Source organism: Cryobacterium sp. TmT2-59, from assembly GCF_004403545.1.
GTDB classification, from domain to species: Bacteria; Actinomycetota; Actinomycetes; order Actinomycetales; family Microbacteriaceae; genus Cryobacterium; species Cryobacterium shii.
This window is the reverse complement of the sequence record NZ_SOGM01000006.1, coordinates 23,516-41,973: the sequence shown is the minus strand read 5'-3', so window position 1 is coordinate 41,973 and position 18,458 is coordinate 23,516. Positions and strand designations below refer to the sequence as shown.

The window sequence follows — 18,458 nt, the reverse complement described above, 5'->3', positions numbered from 1 at the left end:
TATGACAAAGTCAGCGGGGACCGGCACAGCCAGCGTGACGCCTCCGGCCGAATCGGTCGTGGCCCGGTTGCGTCCGCACGCCCGCGTGCTGTTCTGGCCGACCCTGTTCCTGCTGGCCGCCTGCGGTGCCACCGGCTACTACTACGGCTCGCTGCCTGAGCCCTGGCAGAACACTGCCCTGCTGGCCGGGGCGGTGGCCGTCGTGCTGCTGTTCTGGCTGCTCCCGCTCGTCTCCTGGCTGAACCATCGGTACACGATCACCACCCGGCGCATCATCTTCCGCCGGGGGGTCTTCGTGCGCACCCGCCAGGAGCTGCTGCACAGCCGCGGCTATGACGTGACCGTGCGCACGACCTGGCTGCAGTCGCTGGTGCGCTCGGGCGACGTGGTGATCAAAACCGGCCCGGAGCATCCGCTCGTGCTCAAGGACGTGCCTAACCCCGTGCTGGTGCAGCAGGTGCTGCACGATCTGATGGAACAGTCCCGCGCCCGGGTCGGCACCGTCGGTCATGACCAGTCGATCACCGCCGACCCGTCACCTCTGTGGGGCCGTCGCTAGGCTCCCGGTGTCGGTACGGGCGGTGCCGGTTCGTGAGCCGTCGGTTCGTGAGCCGTCGTTCAGGGCCGTCGCGGCGCCCCGGCCCGCCTGGCGGACGGGGGAGAAGACCCAGTAGCGGTAGAGCACGAAGCGGAACACCGAGCCCAGGAACAGCCCCACCACGTTCGAGGAGATGTTGTCGGCGAGCACGCTGGTATACCCGAGCAGGTAGTGACTGACCCAGAGGCAGGCCAGGCCGATCCCCATGCCGGCCAGGCTGACGGCGAAGAACTCGGCCCCCTCGCGCATGGTCTTCGACTGGCGCGACGCGCCGAAGGTCCAGTACCGGTTGCCGATCCAGTTCGCGACGATGGCGAGCATGGTCGACACGATCTTCGCGTAGAGCGGCCCGGCGTGCACCAGGTCGGGGCTGAAAATGCTCGCGCGGAGCAGATTGAACACCGTGATGTCCACGACGAAGCCGACGAGCCCGACCGCGCCGAACTTGGCGACCTGGCTGGCGAAGGCCAGCAGCCGCGATCTTGTCCCCGTTGCTCTGGGCATGCATCCGTCCAGTCGATGGGCAAAGATAGAGGTGCGAAACTCGCAGTCTACGGCGCGGTCCAGTCTGTTGCCTGAGAAAACACTTACCGGGCAGTGAACGGTCGCGGAGGAATTGGGGCACGGATGAATACCACTGTTGGCGTGATCGGCGGCGGTCAGTTGGCCCGGATGATGATTCCGGCCGCGGTGAATCTCGGCATCGAGCTCCGGGTGCTGGCCGAGGGCGAGGGGATGAGCGCCGGCCTGGCCGCCGTGCAGGTCGGCGACTACCGCGACCGCGACGTCGTGCTGGCCTTCGCCGAGTCCGTCGACGTGATCACGTTCGACCACGAGCATGTCCCGCAGGAGATCCTGCGCGAACTCGTCTCCCGCGGGGTGGCCGTGCACCCGGGGCCGGACGCGCTCCTCTACGCCCAGGACAAGCTACTGATGCGGCAGCGACTGACCGAACTCGGCCTGCCGGTGCCCGACTGGGCCCGGGTGGAGACCGCCGCCGAGCTGGGCGAGTTTTTGGCCGGCCACGGTGGCCGCGCGGTGGTCAAGACGGCCCGCGGCGGTTACGACGGCAAGGGCGTGCGGCTGGTCAGCCACGAGCACGAGGCCGATGACTGGTTCGCCGCGCTCGCCGAGGACGGCAACGCGGGCGCCCTCCTGGTCGAGGAACTCGTCGACTTCCGGCGCGAGCTGGCCCAGCTCGTCGCCCGGCGGCCCTCGGGCCAGATCGCGGTCTGGCCGGTCGTGGAGACCGTGCAGAAGGGCGGCGTCTGCGCGGAGGTCATCGCCCCCGCGCCGGGGTCGGAGGGCCGGCTGGAGCAGCTCGCGGCCGACATCGCCGTGCGGGTCGCCGAGGGTGTCGGCGTGACCGGGATGCTGGCCGTCGAGCTCTTCGAGACCTCGGACGGACGGCTCCTGGTCAACGAACTGGCGATGCGCCCCCACAACAGCGGCCACTGGTCCATCGAGGGGTCCACGACGAGTCAGTTCGAGCAGCACCTCCGGGCCGTGCTCGACCTGCCGCTGGGGGCGACGGATGCCCGCGACCCCTGGACGGTCATGGTCAACATCATCGGCGGGCCGGGGGTCGGGGCGCTCTCGGAGCGGTTCCCGGCGGCGTTCGCGGCGCATCCGTCGGTCAAAGTGCACACTTACGGCAAGGCCCCGCGCCCGGGCCGCAAGGTCGGCCACGTCACCGCGGGAGGCTCCGATCTGGACGATGTGGTCTACCAGACGCGTGCCACTGCGGCGATCTTTCAGGACTGAGCCATAAGATCGACTCCGTGCCTGAGACTTCCGTGCCCGAAACCGCTTCGTCGGACGAATCCGTGACGCCCCTTGTCGGCGTGGTCATGGGATCCGATTCCGATTGGCCCGTGATGAGCGACGCCGCGCAGCTGCTGCGCGACTTCGGCGTGCCCTTCGAGGTGCAGGTCGTCTCGGCGCACCGCACCCCGGAGAAGATGATCGACTACGGCAAGACCGCCCACGCGCGCGGTCTCCGGGTGATCATCGCCGGCGCGGGCGGCGCCGCCCACCTGCCCGGAATGCTCGCGGCCGTGACCACCCTCCCGGTCGTCGGCGTGCCCGTGCCGCTCGGCCGCCTCGACGGGCTCGACTCGCTCCTGTCCATCGTTCAGATGCCGGCCGGCGTTCCGGTGGCCACCGTCTCCATCGGCGGCGCCCGCAACGCGGGCCTGATCGCCGTCAAGGTGCTCGCCACCGCAGACGACTCGCTCCGAGTCAAACTGCTCGACTACGCGGAGGCCCTCGCCGCCCAGGTCGAGCAGAAGAACGCGGCCCTCCAAGCGAGACTATGACGAGCGCCAGCAGCCCGATCCGGAGACCGGACCTCGGTTCCCCCCAGGTGATGACCAAGCGGGCCTGGTGGCTCGTGGTACTCAATTTCGTGCTGCCCGGCTCCGTTCAGGTGTTGGCCGGCAGCCGCCGCCTGGGCCGGTTCGGCCTGCGGATGACGTTCACGCTGATCACCCTCGCCGTCATCGCCGGCGTGGTGTACGTGCTCTGGCCGACGGTCGTCCTCACGGTCTTCACGAACTCGATCGGCCTGTGGGCGGCGGCGTTGCTGCTCGCGGTCTACGCCGTGGTCTGGCTGGTCCTCACCCTCGACACCCTCCGGCTGGTTCGGCTGGTGCGGGCCGTCCCCCGTTCCCGCCCGGTGATCGCGGCCCTCACGACCGTGCTGATGGTGGCCGTGGTCGGCACGGCGGGCTACGGCGCCTACCTGGCGACGACGGCCAGCGGGTTCCTGTCGTCGGTCTTCATGGCCGGCCCGACCGAACCCCCCGTCGACGGCCGTTACAACATCCTGCTGCTCGGCGGCGATGCCGGACCCGACCGCGACGGTCTGCGCCCCGACAGCATCTCCGTGGTCAGCATCGACGCCGAGACCGGCCAGGCCAGCATGATCGGCTTGCCCCGCAACCTCGAGGACGTCCCGTTCTCGCCCGGGCCGCTGGCCGACCTGTACCCGGAAGGGTACGGCGCCATCGACGGCTGCGAGGTCGACGCCTGCATGCTGAACTCCATTTTCACCGAGGTCGAGCTGAAGAGCCCGGAGATGTACCCCAAAGCGGTCGACCAGGGCAGCGAGCCCGGAATCGAAGGCATGCGCGACGCCGCCCAGGGCGTCACCGGGCTGACGATCCAGTACTACGTTCTGATCGACATGCAGGGCTTCTCCGACCTCGTGGACGCGCTCGGCGGGGTCGACATCACCGTCGACCACCGGGTCCCGGTGCACACCGACGAAACCTTCACCGAGGTCGCGTTCTGGTTCGAGCCCGGCAGGCAGCACATGGACGGCTACCACGCCCTCTGGTACGCCCGCTCACGCCACGACACGAGCGACTATGACCGGATGGTGCGGCAGCGGCAGGTGCAAGAGGCGATCCTCGCGCAGGCCAACCCGGCCAACGTGCTGTCGAAGTTCCAGGCCGTGGCATCGGCCGGGTCCCAGGTCGTGAAGACCGACATCCCGCAGGGCATGCTCGGCTACTTCACGAACCTCGCGTCCAAGACCAAGAAGCTGCCGATCAAGTCGGTCGAACTGGTTCCCGACAACAACGTCGACCCGGAGAATCCCGACTACGACGTCATCCGCAGCCTGATCCAGGAAGCCCTGGCCCCGCCCGCGACCGACGCCCCGGCCCAGTAAGGGGCCGCCGGCCTACAGGTCGGCGTGCAGCAGCCAGACCCGCTCGGCGGAGTCGCGCCAGCTGAACGCGCGGCCCCGGTCGCTGCCGAAAATGCTCAGCCGGTTGGCCAGCGCGGTGTCGGTCAGCACCCGGGTCAGGGCCGCCGCGAGCCGCTCGGGGTAACCGGCGGCATCCTCACGCTCCACGGCCAGTCCGGCGTCGCCGGCGGCCTCGAGCAGGGCGGGCGCGTCGGAGTGGATGACCGGGATGCCCAGGTGGAACGCCTGGATCATCGGTCCGGCGAAGCCTTCCTCCAGGCTCGGGTAGACGAACACGGCGGCCCGGGAGATGACCACGGCGAGTTCCTCGTCGGTCAGGCCGTTCATCGCACGCACCCGGCCCCAGGGCAGGCCGGCCTCGTCCGCGACGGAGGCCAGGTCGAGTTCGCCCCAGGTGTCGGGTCCGAGCACGATCAGGGGAAGATCCGGGGATCCCGGCAAACCGAGGCCGGCGATCAGGGCCGTGATCGCCTTGCGCGGTTCCAGCGTGCCGACGGTGACGATGTACTCGGCCGGCAGGCCCAGGCGTTCCGCGATGATCTCGGTCGCGGAGGAGTTCGACGGCAGCCGGAGGCCGCTTCCCACCCCGCCGCCGATCACGCGCACCCGGTCGCCGAAGTCAGCGATCTCTGCCAGCTGCTGGGCCACGGCGTGGCTGGGCACCACGACCGCATCCGCGTGCTTGCGGGCGCGCCGCACCATGGCCTTGGTCCAGGCCACGGTGGTGGGGGTGAGGGCTTCCGGATGCGTCCACGCCAGCACGTCGTGGATGGTCACCGCGACCTGGCTGCCGTCCTTGACCATGCTGTGGCGGCGCAATGGGGCCAGCAGCGACGGGGCGTGGATCATGCCGGACCCGGACGTGTTGGCGATGCCCAGCTGCCAGGCCGCGGCGAGCTCCCGGCGGGGAAGCGTGGTCTTGTGCAGGCCGGCCAGGCCGGGCAGGGCAGCCTCGATCAGGGCGTAGTGCTCGGCCGGGGAGGACGACACGATTCCCTCGACGTCGCACTCGGCCGGGGCCGCGGCGATCAGGGCCCGGGTCAGTTCTTCGGTGTAGCGTCCGATTCCGCCCGGGACCGGTGCGATCATCTGGTCCAGGACAACACGCAGGGTGGTCATTTGTCTTCGAAGATCCCCTGCTGGGCCGCCGCGGTGAGCGCCTCGCGCCAGTCGCGGATGGGGGCCAGGCCGGCAGAGGCCCAGGCGTCGTGCCCGAGCACCGAGTACGACGGCCGGGGGGCCGGCCGCACGAACTGCGAGCTGTCGGTGGGGGTGACCCGCGCCGGGTCGAGGCCGGCCGAGGCGAAGACCGCCTGGGCGAAGCCGAACCAGCTCGTCACGCCGGAGCTGGTGCCGTGGTAGATGCCGGCGGGCGCGCCGGAGTCGAGCAGGGCAACGATCTGCGCGGCCAGGTCGGCCGTCCAGGTGGGCTGGCCGACCTGGTCGTCGACGACGCTGAGGGTGTCGCGCGCGGCGGCGAGCTTCAGCATGGTCTTGGGGAAGTTCGGGCCGTGCTGGCCGTAGAGCCAGGCGGTGCGCACGATGTAGCTGCCCGTCGGGTGTCCCTGCAGCACGAAGGCTTCGCCGGCGGCCTTGGTGCGGCCGTAGGCGGAGATCGGGTCGATCGAGGTGTCCTCCGGGTATGGGGAGGTGGCCCTGCCGTCGAACACGTAGTCGGTCGACACCTGCACGAGCTTGGCCCCGGTGGCGGCCGCGGCCAGCGCCAGGTTGCGCGGGCCGGTCGCGTTGATGGCGTACGCGGCATCCTCGTTGGTCTCGGCATCGTCCACCTTGGTGTACGCGGCGGCGTTGATGATGACGTCGAAGCCGGTGGCCGCAGCCAGGACCGCGTCCTGGTCGGTGATGTCCAGCTCGGCGCGGTCGAGGGCCGTCACGTCGCGGCCCGCGAGGGCGGCCTGCAGGTCGCGGCCGAGCATTCCGGCCGCGCCGGTGATCAGGTACCGCGTCATCAGCTCAATGCCGCACGGGCCTTGAGCGGCTCCCACCAGGTGCGGTTGTCCCGGTACCACTGCACGACATCCGCGAGGCCCTGCTCGAACGGAACGAGGGGCGCGTAGCCGAGTTCGGCCTGGATCTTCGAGATGTCCACGGAGTAGCGCAGGTCGTGGCCGAGACGGTCGGCGACCCGGTCGACGTAGGACCAGTCCTTGCCGGTCGACTCGAGCAGCATCTCGGTGAGCTCCTTGTTGGTGAGCTCTGTGCCGCCGCCGATGTTGTAGATCTCACCGGCGCGGCCGCCGACGAGCACCATGGCGATGGCGCGGGTGTGGTCGTCCACGTGCAGCCAGTCACGGATGTTGTTGCCCTCGCCGTAGAGAGGAACGTGCTTGTCGTCGATCAGGTTCGTCACGAACAGCGGGATGACCTTTTCCGGGAAGTGGTACGGCCCGTAGTTGTTCGAGCAGCGCGTGATCGAGATGTTCAGACCGTGCGTGCGGTGGTAGCTGCGGGCGAGCAGGTCGCTGCCGGCCTTGGAGGCCGAGTAGGGGGAGTTCGGCTCGAGCGCGCGCTCTTCGTTCCACGAGCCCTCGGCGATGGAGCCGTAGACCTCGTCGGTGGAAACGTGCACGAAACGCCCCAGGTCGTGGCGCAGGGCCGCGTCGAGTAGCTGCTGCGTGCCGAGCACGTTCGTCTCGACGAAGATCGACGCGTCGCGCACCGAGCGGTCCACGTGCGACTCCGCGGCGAAGTGCACGACGGCGTCGAGGGAGGGGAAGAGTTCGTCGAGCAGCGCTGCGTCACGGATGTCCCCGTGCACGAACGAGTACCGCGGGGACGCGGCGAACGGGGCCAGATTCTCCAGGTTGCCCGAGTAGGTGAGGGCGTCGAGCACGACGACCTCCGCGCCTTCCAGACCGGGGTAGGCGTCTTCGAGGGTGCGCCGAACGAAGTTCGAGCCGATGAAACCGGCTCCGCCGGTGACGAGGATCTTCATATGGAGGTAACCGTTCCGTTTGATGAAAGTGCCCCCGCGATTCTACCGGACAGCGCTTGGTAGACTTCCCCGGTGAAGATCCGCGAACTCTCCATCCCCGATTCCTACGAAATCACTCCGAAGCAGTTCGGCGACGACCGGGGGGTTTTCCTCGAGTGGTACCGCTTCGACCGCCTCGAAGAGACGATCGGGCACCGCCTCGACATCGCTCAGGCCAACACGTCGGTGTCCAAGCGCGGGTCCGTGCGCGGCATTCACTTCGCCGACATCCCGCCGAGCCAGGCCAAGTACGTCACGGCCACGCACGGCGCCGTCCTCGACTTCGTCATCGACATTCGCGTGGGCTCCCCGACCTTCGGCCAGTGGGACAGCGTGCTGCTCGACGACACCGACCGGCGCGCGATCTACATCGCCGAGGGCCTCGGTCACTGCTTCGTCGCGCTCACCGACAACGCCACGGTCAGCTACCTCGTCACCGCGCCCTTCAACCCGGGCCGCGAGCACGGCATCAACCCGCTCGACGCCGACATCGGCCTCGTCTTCCCGCCCGAAGCCGGCGAACTGCTGCTGTCCCCGAAAGACACGGATGCGCCGAGCCTGGCCGAAGTGGCCGCCAGCGGCCTGCTGCCCACCTGGGCCGACGCGCGTGCGTTCTACGACTCCCTGAACGAAGGAAAGTGACAATGCGCGGAATCATCCTCGCCGGCGGCTCCGGCACCCGGCTGTGGCCGATCACCAAGGCCATCTCCAAGCAGCTGATGCCCATCTATGACAAGCCGATGGTCTACTACCCCTTGTCGACGCTGATGATGGCGGACATCAATGAGATCCTCATCATCACCACGCCCGAGTACAACGACCAGTTCCGGGCACTGCTCGGCGACGGATCCCACCTCGGCCTGCGGATCGAATACGCCTCGCAGCCGTCACCGGACGGGCTCGCCCAGGCGTTCATCATCGGCGAGGAGTTCATCGGGGACGAGAGCGTCGCTCTCGTGCTCGGCGACAACATCTTCCACGGCGCAGGCCTGGGTTCAGCCCTGCGAGGCAACGCGGACCTGGTGGGCGCGCGGATCTTCGCGTACCACGTGAGCAACCCCAGCGCCTATGGCGTGGTGGAGTTCGACGAGAGCATGACCGCGCTGTCGATCGAGGAGAAGCCGACGAAGCCGAAGAGCAATTACGCGGTGCCCGGCCTCTACTTCTACGACAACTCGGTCGTCGAGATCGCGAAGACCATCGAGCCCAGCGCGCGCGGCGAGCTCGAGATCAGCACCGTCAACGAGCGCTACCTCGCCCAGGGCAACCTGCATGTGCAGGTTCTCGACCGCGGAACCGCATGGCTCGACACGGGCACGTTCGAATCGATGATGCAGGCGTCGGAGTACGTGCGCGTGATCGAAGACCGTCAGGGCTTCAAGGTCGGCTGCATCGAGGAGATCGCCTTTCGGGCAGGCTGGATTGACAAGGCTCGACTCGCTGAGTTGGCCGCCCCGCTCGTCAAGAGCGGTTACGGACGCTACCTCTTGGGTTTGCTGGGCAACTAACGGAGCACTCGTCGCTCTTCGATCCGGGCGCGGATGGATAGCCCGGTGGAAAGCACCAATCGCAGGGGGAAAAGCACGGGTCCGGGGTACTTCTTGAAGAGGAACCTCTTCGCGCTGTCGTGATGAGCCCGGATCATGCGTGCGGACTCGCCCTGAGTGGAGTGTGCGCCGGTATGGACGACAACAGCGGACGGCTCGTAGACATTGTGAAAACCGAGCTTCCCGATCCGATAGCCGAGATCGACGTCTTCGAAGTACATGAAGTAACTCTCATCGAATCCGTTCAACTGATCGAAAACGGATCGCCGCACCAGTAGGAATGCGCCAGACAGCCACCCGGCGTCCCTCCGAACCAGCTCGGCACCCGTTTCCCGTCGGTAGCGACGCGTCCACGGGTTCCCCTGCCACAGATTCGCGAAGAGGGCGTGCCCGACTCCGGACCTCAGTGAGGGAATCGTGCGCGCCGACGGGTAGACGTCGCCGGCCGCGGAGAGGATGCGCGGGCCCACTGCACCGATTGATGAATCGCCGGTTACCGCGGCGAGGAGCACGTCGATCGATCCTGGTTCAGCCGTGACGTCGGGATTGCTGACCACGACCCATTCGATCTCCGCAGGAAGTCCCTTGACGGCCTCGTTGATCGCCTGGCCATAACCTCGATTCGAAGCCAGCGGCAGGTACTCAGCGCCGGCGAGAGCGGTCATCGTTGCGATGGCATTCGAACCCTGGGACGGTTTGTTATCCGCCACGATCACGCGCAGAGGGACATCGGCTGCCGCTTCCAGAGACGCGAGGAACGGGCCGAGAACTTCTTCCGACCCATAGCTCACGGTTACGACTGCGACACGGGAGGAATCTAGGGGAGTGTGGGGTTCGGTGGCCATAGGGACTCAATCATAGTTCTAGGCTAGATTGATCTGCGGCCATACCGACCGGCCGCCCAGTGAGGTTACATGCGATACCTGAAGGAAGTTCTCGCTTCGCGAGAACTTCTGGCCAACTTGACTCTTCGTGAGATCAGAGGCCAGTACAAGCGCACTGTCTTCGGGCAGCTGTGGTCTCTCGTCAACCCGCTTGCGACGATGCTCGTCTACACGATTGTCTTTGCATTCATCCTGAGGGTTACGCCGCCCCCCGGTGACCCGTCCGGGCTCAATATCTTTCCCGTCTGGCTCTTGTGTGGGCTCCTCCCTTTCACGTTCTTCTCGGCCTCGGTACAAACCGGTATGGGTTCCATCCTTGCTAATGCAGGCCTGGTGCAGAAGGTCCATTTCTCGAGAATCGTTCTACCGCTTTCGACTGTTGGTTCGATTGGATTCAACTGGCTGTTCGAAATGGGTGTCCTGGTCGCCGTTCTTCTGATTTGCGGTGCATGGGTTCTGCCCTGGTTGCCGTTCGTCCTGCTGATGATGGTGATCCTGGCGGTTTTCGCTGCAGGCCTGGTGCTCGTCCTGGTGATCGCGAATGTGTATTTCAGGGATACTCAATATTTCGTCGGTATTCTCATGCAGATATGGATCTACATGACGCCCATCATCTATCCCATCTCGCTGGTGGAGGCGCAGTCCGCGCGTATTGGGCCCCTTATGGGCACAAACGTCACGGTTCTTGATATCTACCGATTGAATCCCATGGAGCGGTTCGTGGCGGTCTTCCGGAACCTGCTCTATGACAATCGTTGGCCAGAGGTGAACGATGTCTTGTTCTGTGCCGTATCCGCGGTTGCCGCCTTGGCTGTCGGCCTCTGGGTATTCCGGCGCAATGAGAAAGGTTTGGCTGAGGCACTGTGAGTGACATAGCTGTGAAGGTGGATGGGCTGAGCAAGAGCTTCCGCCTGTATCACGAGCGAAACCAGTCCCTGAAGTCGACCATCATGCGTGGTCGACGCTCCGTCCACGAGGATTTCTGGGCGCTGAAGGATATTTCATTTGAAGTACCCACCGGTTCGACATTCGGACTAATCGGAAGCAACGGTTCAGGCAAATCCACGCTGTTGAAGTGCCTTGCGAAGATCTACTACCCGGAAAAGGGGACGATCACGTCGAGAGGCCGTCTCGCCGCACTTCTGGAGGTGGGTTCCGGGTTCCATCCCGAGCTTTCCGGAAGGGACAATGTTTTCCTTAACGGTTCGATTCTGGGCATGTCCAAGAAGGAGATCACCCGTAAGTTCGATGAGATCGTCGACTTCTCCGGGGTCGAGCAGTTCATTGACCAGCCGGTCAAGAACTACTCGTCAGGGATGTATGTGCGCCTGGGCTTCGCGATCGCGATCAACGTCGACCCGGACGTTTTGGTCGTGGACGAGGTTCTCGCCGTCGGAGACGCGGAATTCCAGGAGAAGTGCAGGCTCAAGTTCGTCGACTTCAAAGAGGCGGGTAAGACCGTCATTCTCGTCAGTCACTCCATGTCGACTGTTCAGGACATGTGTGACCACGCAGCTTGGCTCAATCACGGTGAACTCGTTACGGCGGGCGAGGCCACCCCCACCATCAGCGCTTATCTCGACTCGCTTTCCTTTGGAGGAAACCTGTGACGTCCCTTCCTGGCACCGCGGCTCCAGTGAGCGAGAAGGAAAAAGTGCAGATCTCGATTTCCGAGGCTCTGGGCGGCCACAGGAACTCCCTGGGGCTGATCCGCCTGATCCTCGCGTCGGTGGTGATCTTCGACCATGCTTTCCCACTCGGCGGCTACGGCGCGGACCCCTTTTTTCGGCTCACCCGAGACCAAGCGTCGCTGGGTAGCCTGGCGGTCGCCGGCTTCTTTGCCATCAGCGGATACCTGATCGCGAAGAGCGGGATGTCCTCGGACGTCGTTCAGTTCCTGTGGCGACGTGTCCTCCGGATCTTTCCTGCGTATTGGACTGTTCTCCTCCTGACCGCCCTCGTGATCGCACCCATCGTCTGGGTCACCACGGGCCACGCCATCTCGAACTACTTCACCCTCGCCCCGAACAACCCGCTGAACTATTTCACGGCGAACTGGACGCTGAACATTGGCACCTACGGCATCTATGACATCTTTGCGACGACGACTCCGTACGGACGCGAGGTGGGAGCGAGCGTCTTCAACGGTTCAATCTGGACGCTGATCTACGAGTGGCAGTGCTACCTGCTCATCGGCGCGGGAGTGGCATTCGGTGTCTTCTACAAAGCGAAGATCCTGGTGCCGATCGTGACGATGCTTCTCTTCGTGATCCAAATCGTGAACGTGACGAACCCCAGCGGTCTGGCGGCGATTGCGCCTTACCTATCGGACACGCAGCGGATCACGCTGACCTTCACATTCATGCTCGGCGCCTCCATCGCCGTCTACTCCAAAAAGATCGTGTACGGAAACGGTCTCGGGATACTTTCTGGCCTGGTCCTGCTTCTGAGCCTTCGCTATGGCGGTTTCATGACGATCGGCGTCATCGCGGGAACGTATTTCGTGCTGTACCTCGCCGCCAGCCTCCCGCGTCAGGTGCAGTGGGTTGGATCGAAGAACGACTATTCCTACGGGGTCTACATTTACGGATTCTTGGTACAGCAAGTCACGGCCCATCTCGGATGGTACAAGTTCGGATACTTTCCCTATGCGCTGATCGCCCTGGTACTCACCTTTGGCTGCGCCTGGTTGAGTTGGCATCTTGTGGAGAAACGCGCGATGGCTCTCAAAGACTGGGGCCCCGGCAGAGGCTGGAGCCACTGGTTCGACAAGGCGAGAAGCTTGCGGCCCCTCCGTACCGCACAGCCAGTACCGGTAACGTCTACCGTGGCCCCCGTGCCCGTTGTTTCGCAAATGAAGGAAGATTAAAGTGACTGCAAAGAATTCCTCGACAGTATTGGTGACGGGCGGCGCGGGCTTTATCGGCAGCGCTTTGTCTCAGAAACTGGCACAGCAATATGACCGGTGGGTGGTCCTCGATTCCCTGCACCCTCAGGTTCACGCGAGCGGTTCGCGGCCGGCCGACCTCCATGAGTCCGCCGAACTGATCGTGGGGGACGTGACGGACCCTGCGGTCTGGGATTCGGCTCTGGCCGGCGTGAAGCCGGACATCATCATCCACCTCGCCGCCGAAACAGGGACTGCTCAATCCCTGCATGAAGCCAGCCGACACGCCTTGGTCAACGTGGTCGGGACGACCGAGATGCTGGACGCACTGGGTCGCACGGACCACCTTCCGACCCACATCGTTCTGAGCAGCAGTCGCGCCGTCTATGGGGAGGGCCGATGGGAGAAAAGCGACGGAACGGTTTTCCGTCCGGGTCAGCGCTCTCACGCCCAGTTCGAGGCCGGACAATGGGATTTCCCTGACGCTACGGGATTAGCGAGCCTTGCGGCAGAGAGCGTTCCGGCTCCGACGAGCGTGTACGGAGCAACGAAGCTCGCCCAGGAGAACATCCTCTCTGCGTGGGGCGGATCGCACGACGTGCGCATCTCCATTCTTCGCCTCCAGAACGTATATGGACCGGGTCAGTCCCTCATAAACTCGTACACGGGCATTGTGTCCCTGTTCTCCCAGTGGGCTCGGGAAGGCAAAACGATCCCACTGTACGAAGACGGTCAGATCGTTCGCGACCTGGTCTACATCGAGGACGTGGCTGATGCCTTCGTCGCGGTCCTCAAGCGCCAGTCCGGTGCCCCCCTGCCGGTGCTCGATGTCGGGTCAGGAGTTGCGACGACGATTGAGCAGCTGGCGCAGGCGATCGCGGACTACTACGGTGCCCCTGCTCCTGTGGTGAATGGCGCGTACCGAGATGGAGACGTGCGTTTCGCTGCCTGCGTCATCGATGACACGCTTCGTGAACTTGAGTGGACCCCACGTTGGAGCGTGGAACGCGGACTCGCTGCACTTCAGGCGTGGATTGGGTCAGAGCTGGAATCCAAGGTGGGCATCGCTCGTGCCTGACGTGCGCAGTCTCGTTGTACAGTCCGTTCTTTTCGGGAACGCGCCTCGGGAAATCGTGCGAGCGGCGGAGGCCGTGGCAACGTCCGTCAAGTGGGCTCGGGCAGAGGGTTTGATCGGCGAATGGTCCCTGCTGCTCGGAGATTGCAGTGACGTCGAAGTTCTCGACGCGTCTCACCAGGCGGACATCCGGTCTCTGGTCCTCGACCAGGGTGGGTCGTTCGAGTACCACGTTTTTGGGGCGAACCTGGGTTCCGCCGCCGGTCACAACGCGCTTGCGCCAAAGGCCGTCTCAGATCTCATACTTATCCTCAATCCGGACGCTGTGGTCGCACCCGACGCCGTTGAAGCTCTGGCGCGCGTGGTTGTCGGCTCAGTCGGTATAGCCGAGGCTCGCCAGGTCCCCCTGGAACACCCCAAGGATTACGAGGTGGCGACAGGCAACACAAGTTGGGCCTCGACAGCCTGCGCTCTGACGCCGCGGCTCGCGTTCGACCGTGTGCACGGCTTCGACTCGAAGACCTTCTTCCTGTATTGCGACGACGTCGACTACTCGTGGCAGCTGAGGCTCGCGGGCTATCGGGTCGTGTACGAACCGGCGGCACGGGTCTTCCATGACAAGCGCCTGACAGTGACCGCCGACTGGCCTGCCAGCAGTGCGGAAGTCTACTTCTCGGCAGAGGCGGCTATCTTTCTGGCACACAAGTACTCGCGCCCAGATCTGGTGTCAAAGCTCGTACGCCAATTCCGCGCGGAGGGGACCGAAGTCGCTCGGAAAGTGGTCGAGAGCTTCGAACGCAGACGATCAGAGGGGACACTGCCGCTCCCGGTGGATTCCTCCCACACAGTTGCACAATTTATCGGAGGCAACTATGCCGTCCACCGTTTCTGAGGCAGTCGCCACCGTGCGCACGTCATCGATCTCCGGGCTGGTAGATCACCTGCTCTCCGAGCCTGCGATTGACCCCCGCCTTGCGAGCGCCTTGCACGCAGTCCAGGAAGCGATCGCTGAGCCGGTCGCCGACGGGCCGTTCCTGAGCGTCCTGCTCAGAACTCAGGGGCGCCGGCTGGAGCCCATCAAGGATGCCCTTCTCTGCCTTGCCGGGCAAACGAGCCAGGACTTCGAGGTCATCGTCATCGACCACGACTCCGACCCGGTCGGCGCCGCAGCGGTGCGGAAGATCATTGCCTCGCAGCCGGCGTCCTTCGGCGGACGGATCCGCATTCTGGAGGTCAAAGGCGGGAACCGCGCGCGGCCGCTCAACGCGGGCATTCACGCTGCGACGGGACGCTACATCGCCGTCTTTGACGATGACGACCTCCTATTCGGGAATTGGGTTGCCGAATTTGAGCGTGTTGCGGAGACGAGCAGCGGCCGGTTGCTGCGTGGGGTGGTCGCCGTCCAAAACGTCGCTCCTGAGAAATGGCCCCAGGCACAGGAAGGTTTTCGAACCATCTCCTGGCCCAAGGCCGCCTACCCGCGGGAGTTTGACCAGCTCGCTCACTTTGAGGTCAACTACTCCCCATTCATGTCGTGGGCCTTCCCCCGGAGCCTTTTCGTCACCTACGGGCTGGAATTCGATGAGGACCTCACAGTGTGTGAGGACTGGGACATGATTCTGCGAGGGTCCACCATGTGCGGCGTGGATGACGTCAATGCTCTCACCGCCATTTACCGTCGTTGGGAAGGCGGAGCGTCCTCTTATACCGACCATTCGAAGGACTCGTGGGCCTGGTCTGAGGCTCGGGTCTGGGAGAAGCTCGACGGGTCGACGCTGGTGCTACCGTCTGGAAGTGTCACGGATGTGCGGTGGCTTCTGGCGGGTCGAGGAGCCCGCAACGAGCTCAATGCATTGGTCCACAGTCCGGCATGGAGGCTCGCGAGACCCCTCCGGGGCTTCGTACGTGCGGTCCGATATGGACGCGCCCTTGCCGGCAAGGCCCGGCGACGTGTGAGGTGGTAGACGGCCTCGCGCCCACCACACGGCCGGGCGCTGACGTCCCACGTGGTCACGCTCAAGCCACGGCCCGGCCGACCCGGGTACTTCTCGGTGATGGGGGACTCGCGGCCGAGGTTCTGGAATACGGCGGCTCAGTGAGCTCCGCCTACCGGGCCGTCACTGGCCACTACCTCGACGACGCACGTCCATGGCAGGTCGACGTCGAGGCATCGAGTCCGGACCTGTACGTGTTGCCGGTGACGGCGGCCGTGGGTGCCCCCGGCCTCCGTCGGGAGCTGGTCCACGCTTGGGCGGGAACCCAGTACACCACGATCATCGCCCCCAGCGCATACGTTGCTTCCAGCGCTTCGCTCGCGGGGGGTTGTATCGTGGCGCCGCATTCTGTTGTCTCGTCATTCGTCCGGCTGGGCCGGCACGTCGTTGTCAATCCGGCCTCGACGATCGGCCACGGTACGGACATCGGTGACTATGTCACCATCTCTCCGGGGGTGCACGTTGCGGGGAGATGTGTCTTGGGGCATGGAGTGTTCCTGGGGATCGGGGCAGTCGTGTCCAGCGGAGTATCCGTCGGCTCCGGGACAATTCTCGGGGCGGGCGCGGTATTGCTCACAGACGCCGAGCCCGATTCCGTTTATCTGGGGATTCCGGCACGCAGGGTGCGTGCCAGTGAGGACTGGTTACGTGTCATATAAGGTTCCATTCATTCGGCCGTCGTTCCCTCGGGCAGAGGACATCGCGGCCGACATGGGCCGGATCGTCGAGGCGAATTGGTACACGAACTTCGGTCCCTACGAACGGGAATTCTCGGAGGCCCTCGCGTCCTATGTCGGCCCGGGATTCAAAGCGGCCACCTTCGCCAATGCCACATTGGGGCTTATGGCGGCCCTATCCGAGGTCATCGGACGTGGCGACGGCTCGAAGTTCATCATCGTGCCGTCCTTCACCTTCGCGGCAGGTCCTCAGGCAATCGACTGGTGCGGTTACCAGCCACTGTTCATCGACGTCGAGGCGGACACGCTCCAGCCTGACTTGGTGGCTGCCCAGACGGCGCACGCCGAGTTCGGGAATCAAGTCGCGGGCATCCTCTTGTGCAACACGTTCGGGATCGGCAATTCCCGGGTCGACGAATGGGACCGCTGGGCGCGGGAAACTGGACTTCCGCTGGTCATCGATTCGGCGGCCGGATTCGGTTCTGACTATGCCGACGGCTCGAAGGTCGGGCGCGCGGGCGTGTGCGAGGTGTTCTCGTTCCACGCTACGAAGCCCCTGGCAGTGGGGGAGGGCGGCGCGGTGGTCTCTTCAGATGTTGATCTGGTGTCCCGCCTACGCTCGTTCCAGAACTTCGGTTTCAACGCTTCCGGGGGTGGGGCGACGTCGCTTGGACTGAACGCCAAATTGCAGGAGATCAACGCTGCGATCGGGCTGCGACAATTGTCCACGCTCGACCGCGCGCTGACAACGCGACGAACCGTCGTGAATCGATACCGTGACGAGTTGCCGCGGCCCTTTTTCCGCTTTCCCCAGCAGATCGAGTTTTCGTCGGTGTGTTTCGCGACGGTTGGCCTGCCGGATACTGCCAGCCAGAAGCGAGCGCTCGCCCTGCTCCAGAGCGCGGGTGTAGAGGCCAGGAGCTACTATTCCCCGGCCGTGCACCGGCAGGACTACTTCAAGACTTCAGCACGCATCGGATCCCTGCCCGCCACCGAGCACGCTGTGGCGACGGGTATTTCTCTGCCCGTGCACCAGGACATGGATCCCGCTGACGTCGACCTAGTGATCTCGACCCTTCGCGCTCTGGCAGGCCTGTCATGAGTCGGCGGATCGGCAAAATTCGTGACGCCATCGTCAACCAGCTGGTCGGCGTGAACGTGCGGACGACCACGGCGGCTTTTCACGAGTATTTGGAGTACGAGGAACTCCATCGCGGCGAATGGCGTGCCCCCTTGGAGCACATGAAGGCTGCAACCCACGAGGAATTCGAATATCTCCGGCGCCGCATGGTTGCCCAGACCGAGGTTCTTCGTCGGCAGCTGGACGACCTGGAGCGCCTTCGCAGCGAACTGGCGCAAATTCGGCGGACTCCGCAGTACGCAATGGTTTTCCAGGACCCGGAGCCCCTGGTTTCCGTCCGAATCGCTTCGTACAGCAAGACCGAAGAACTGATCGATGTCGCGTTGGCCTCAGTCCTCGCGCAGACCTACGAGAGATTCGAGATCGTCGTGGTCAATGACGGCCCCAACGAGCGCACGCGCCGTGCAATCGCGGCTCTCGGCGATTCCCGGATCAGCTTCCACGAATTGGAGCAACGTGGTTCGTACCCGGAAGATTCGCGCAGTCGCTGGATGGTGGCGGGGACTCCTGCCGCTAACCGTGCGGCCCGATTGTCGACCGGGTCGTGGATTGCGCCGTTGGACGACGACGACGAGTTCACTCCCGACCACATCGAGAAGCTGGTGTCTCTCGCGCGATCCCAGCACGCCGAATTGGCGTACGGAGCCCTCGTCCAGAAGAACCTGGTCACCGGTGACGAGGTGCGGATCTGGAGCGAGCCTCCGATGATCAGCCAGTTCAGTTTCCAGGGGGCGCTTTACTTGCGCCAACTAGCGGATGTCTTTGAGTACAGCATTGATGCCTGGCTCCTGGACGAGCCGGGGGACTGGAACCTCATCCGGCGGATGACCCAGGCCGGTGTTTCGATGGCAGCGACGTCTGACGTCGTGGCAACAATGAACATGATCCCGTACACGCACAAGGATCTGCCTTTGGAGCCGACGGACCAGACCTAGGCGACGGCAA

Annotated in this window: 19 protein-coding genes; 14 read left to right on the top strand and 5 right to left on the bottom strand. The window is 64.7% G+C overall.

Features of this window, described 5'->3' with window-relative positions; genetic code table 11:
* The first annotated feature begins 1 nt into the window (after position 1).
* A complete protein-coding gene (locus E3T24_RS00645; protein ID WP_241976233.1) occupies positions 2–559 on the top strand; it encodes a PH domain-containing protein in 558 nt (185 codons plus the stop codon).
* On the opposite strand, the gene E3T24_RS00640 is transcribed toward E3T24_RS00645, so the two are convergent.
* Entirely contained in the window at positions 536–1,102 is a 567-nt protein-coding gene (locus E3T24_RS00640; protein WP_134434169.1) for a GtrA family protein, read from the bottom strand. The genes E3T24_RS00645 and E3T24_RS00640 overlap by 24 nt on opposite strands.
* Positions 1,103–1,225: 123 nt before the next feature.
* Here E3T24_RS00640 and E3T24_RS00635 point away from each other — a divergent pair, with 123 nt between their 5' ends.
* The 3 genes from E3T24_RS00635 (at position 1,226) to E3T24_RS00625 (ending at position 4,274) form a co-directional block, all read left to right on the top strand.
* Entirely contained in the window at positions 1,226–2,362 is a 1,137-nt protein-coding gene (locus E3T24_RS00635) for a 5-(carboxyamino)imidazole ribonucleotide synthase (protein WP_134434168.1), read from the top strand.
* Between the two features lie 86 nt (positions 2,363–2,448).
* Complete coding sequence (gene purE, locus E3T24_RS00630; RefSeq protein ID WP_134364860.1) at positions 2,449–2,916, top strand: 5-(carboxyamino)imidazole ribonucleotide mutase; 468 nt, start codon at positions 2,449–2,451, stop codon at positions 2,914–2,916.
* Positions 2,913–4,274 carry an LCP family protein gene (locus tag E3T24_RS00625; protein WP_134403317.1) on the top strand — a complete coding sequence of 454 codons (1,362 nt, stop codon included), beginning with the start codon at positions 2,913–2,915 and terminating at the stop codon, positions 4,272–4,274. The genes purE and E3T24_RS00625 overlap by 4 nt, the downstream gene beginning before the upstream one ends.
* 12 nt (positions 4,275–4,286) lie before the next feature.
* On the opposite strand, the gene E3T24_RS00620 is transcribed toward E3T24_RS00625, so the two are convergent.
* The 3 genes from E3T24_RS00620 to rfbB are packed head-to-tail and all read right to left on the bottom strand — an operon-like array spanning position 4,287 to position 7,269.
* Complete coding sequence (locus tag E3T24_RS00620; protein WP_134364839.1) at positions 4,287–5,432, bottom strand: glycosyltransferase family 1 protein; 1,146 nt, start codon at positions 5,430–5,432, stop codon at positions 4,287–4,289.
* A complete protein-coding gene (gene rfbD / locus E3T24_RS00615) occupies positions 5,429–6,283 on the bottom strand; it encodes a dTDP-4-dehydrorhamnose reductase (RefSeq protein WP_134364840.1) in 855 nt (284 codons plus the stop codon). Before rfbD ends, E3T24_RS00620 begins: the two co-directional genes overlap by 4 nt.
* Positions 6,283–7,269, bottom strand: a complete 987-nt coding sequence (gene rfbB, locus E3T24_RS00610) for a dTDP-glucose 4,6-dehydratase (protein ID WP_134434167.1) — start codon at positions 7,267–7,269, stop codon at positions 6,283–6,285. The genes rfbD and rfbB overlap by 1 nt, the downstream gene beginning before the upstream one ends.
* Before the next feature lie 72 nt (positions 7,270–7,341).
* Between rfbB and rfbC the strand changes: the two genes are divergently transcribed.
* The gene (rfbC, locus tag E3T24_RS00605) at positions 7,342–7,950 is read left to right on the top strand and encodes a dTDP-4-dehydrorhamnose 3,5-epimerase (RefSeq protein WP_134434166.1); all 609 of its coding nucleotides are present in this window, start codon (positions 7,342–7,344) and stop codon (positions 7,948–7,950) included.
* A gap of 2 nt (positions 7,951–7,952) precedes the next feature.
* Positions 7,953–8,816: a glucose-1-phosphate thymidylyltransferase RfbA gene (gene rfbA / locus E3T24_RS00600; protein ID WP_134434165.1), complete on the top strand. Its 864-nt coding sequence runs from the start codon at positions 7,953–7,955 to the stop codon at positions 8,814–8,816.
* Here rfbA and E3T24_RS00595 read toward each other — a convergent pair.
* On the bottom strand, positions 8,813–9,700 hold the full coding sequence (locus E3T24_RS00595) for a glycosyltransferase family 2 protein (protein ID WP_134403322.1): 888 nt from the start codon (positions 9,698–9,700) through the stop codon (positions 8,813–8,815). The two genes, rfbA and E3T24_RS00595, sit on opposite strands and share 4 nt — an antisense overlap.
* Positions 9,701–9,769: 69 nt before the next feature.
* On the opposite strand from E3T24_RS00595, the gene E3T24_RS00590 reads away from it, so the two are divergent.
* From E3T24_RS00590 to E3T24_RS00550, 8 genes are all read left to right on the top strand, one after another.
* Positions 9,770–10,606: an ABC transporter permease gene (locus E3T24_RS00590; protein ID WP_134403323.1), complete on the top strand. Its 837-nt coding sequence runs from the start codon at positions 9,770–9,772 to the stop codon at positions 10,604–10,606.
* Entirely contained in the window at positions 10,603–11,349 is a 747-nt protein-coding gene (locus tag E3T24_RS00585; protein ID WP_241976237.1) for an ABC transporter ATP-binding protein, read from the top strand. Before E3T24_RS00590 ends, E3T24_RS00585 begins: the two co-directional genes overlap by 4 nt.
* 26 nt (positions 11,350–11,375) lie before the next feature.
* Positions 11,376–12,608, top strand: coding sequence for an acyltransferase (locus E3T24_RS00580; RefSeq protein ID WP_160141092.1), 1,233 nt, complete (start codon positions 11,376–11,378; stop codon positions 12,606–12,608).
* Position 12,609: 1 nt separating this feature from the next.
* The gene (locus E3T24_RS00575; RefSeq protein ID WP_134403325.1) at positions 12,610–13,704 is read left to right on the top strand and encodes an NAD-dependent epimerase/dehydratase family protein; all 1,095 of its coding nucleotides are present in this window, start codon (positions 12,610–12,612) and stop codon (positions 13,702–13,704) included.
* Entirely contained in the window at positions 13,697–14,593 is an 897-nt protein-coding gene (locus E3T24_RS00570) for a glycosyltransferase family 2 protein (protein WP_134403326.1), read from the top strand. Before E3T24_RS00575 ends, E3T24_RS00570 begins: the two co-directional genes overlap by 8 nt.
* Positions 14,574–15,665: a glycosyltransferase gene (locus E3T24_RS00565; RefSeq protein WP_134403327.1), complete on the top strand. Its 1,092-nt coding sequence runs from the start codon at positions 14,574–14,576 to the stop codon at positions 15,663–15,665. Before E3T24_RS00570 ends, E3T24_RS00565 begins: the two co-directional genes overlap by 20 nt.
* Positions 15,666–16,130: 465 nt before the next feature.
* Complete coding sequence (locus E3T24_RS00555) at positions 16,131–17,474, top strand: DegT/DnrJ/EryC1/StrS aminotransferase family protein (RefSeq protein ID WP_347232629.1); 1,344 nt, start codon at positions 16,131–16,133, stop codon at positions 17,472–17,474.
* Positions 17,471–18,448 carry a glycosyltransferase family A protein gene (locus E3T24_RS00550; protein ID WP_134434163.1) on the top strand — a complete coding sequence of 326 codons (978 nt, stop codon included), beginning with the start codon at positions 17,471–17,473 and terminating at the stop codon, positions 18,446–18,448. Before E3T24_RS00555 ends, E3T24_RS00550 begins: the two co-directional genes overlap by 4 nt.
* Positions 18,449–18,458: the final 10 nt, after the last annotated feature.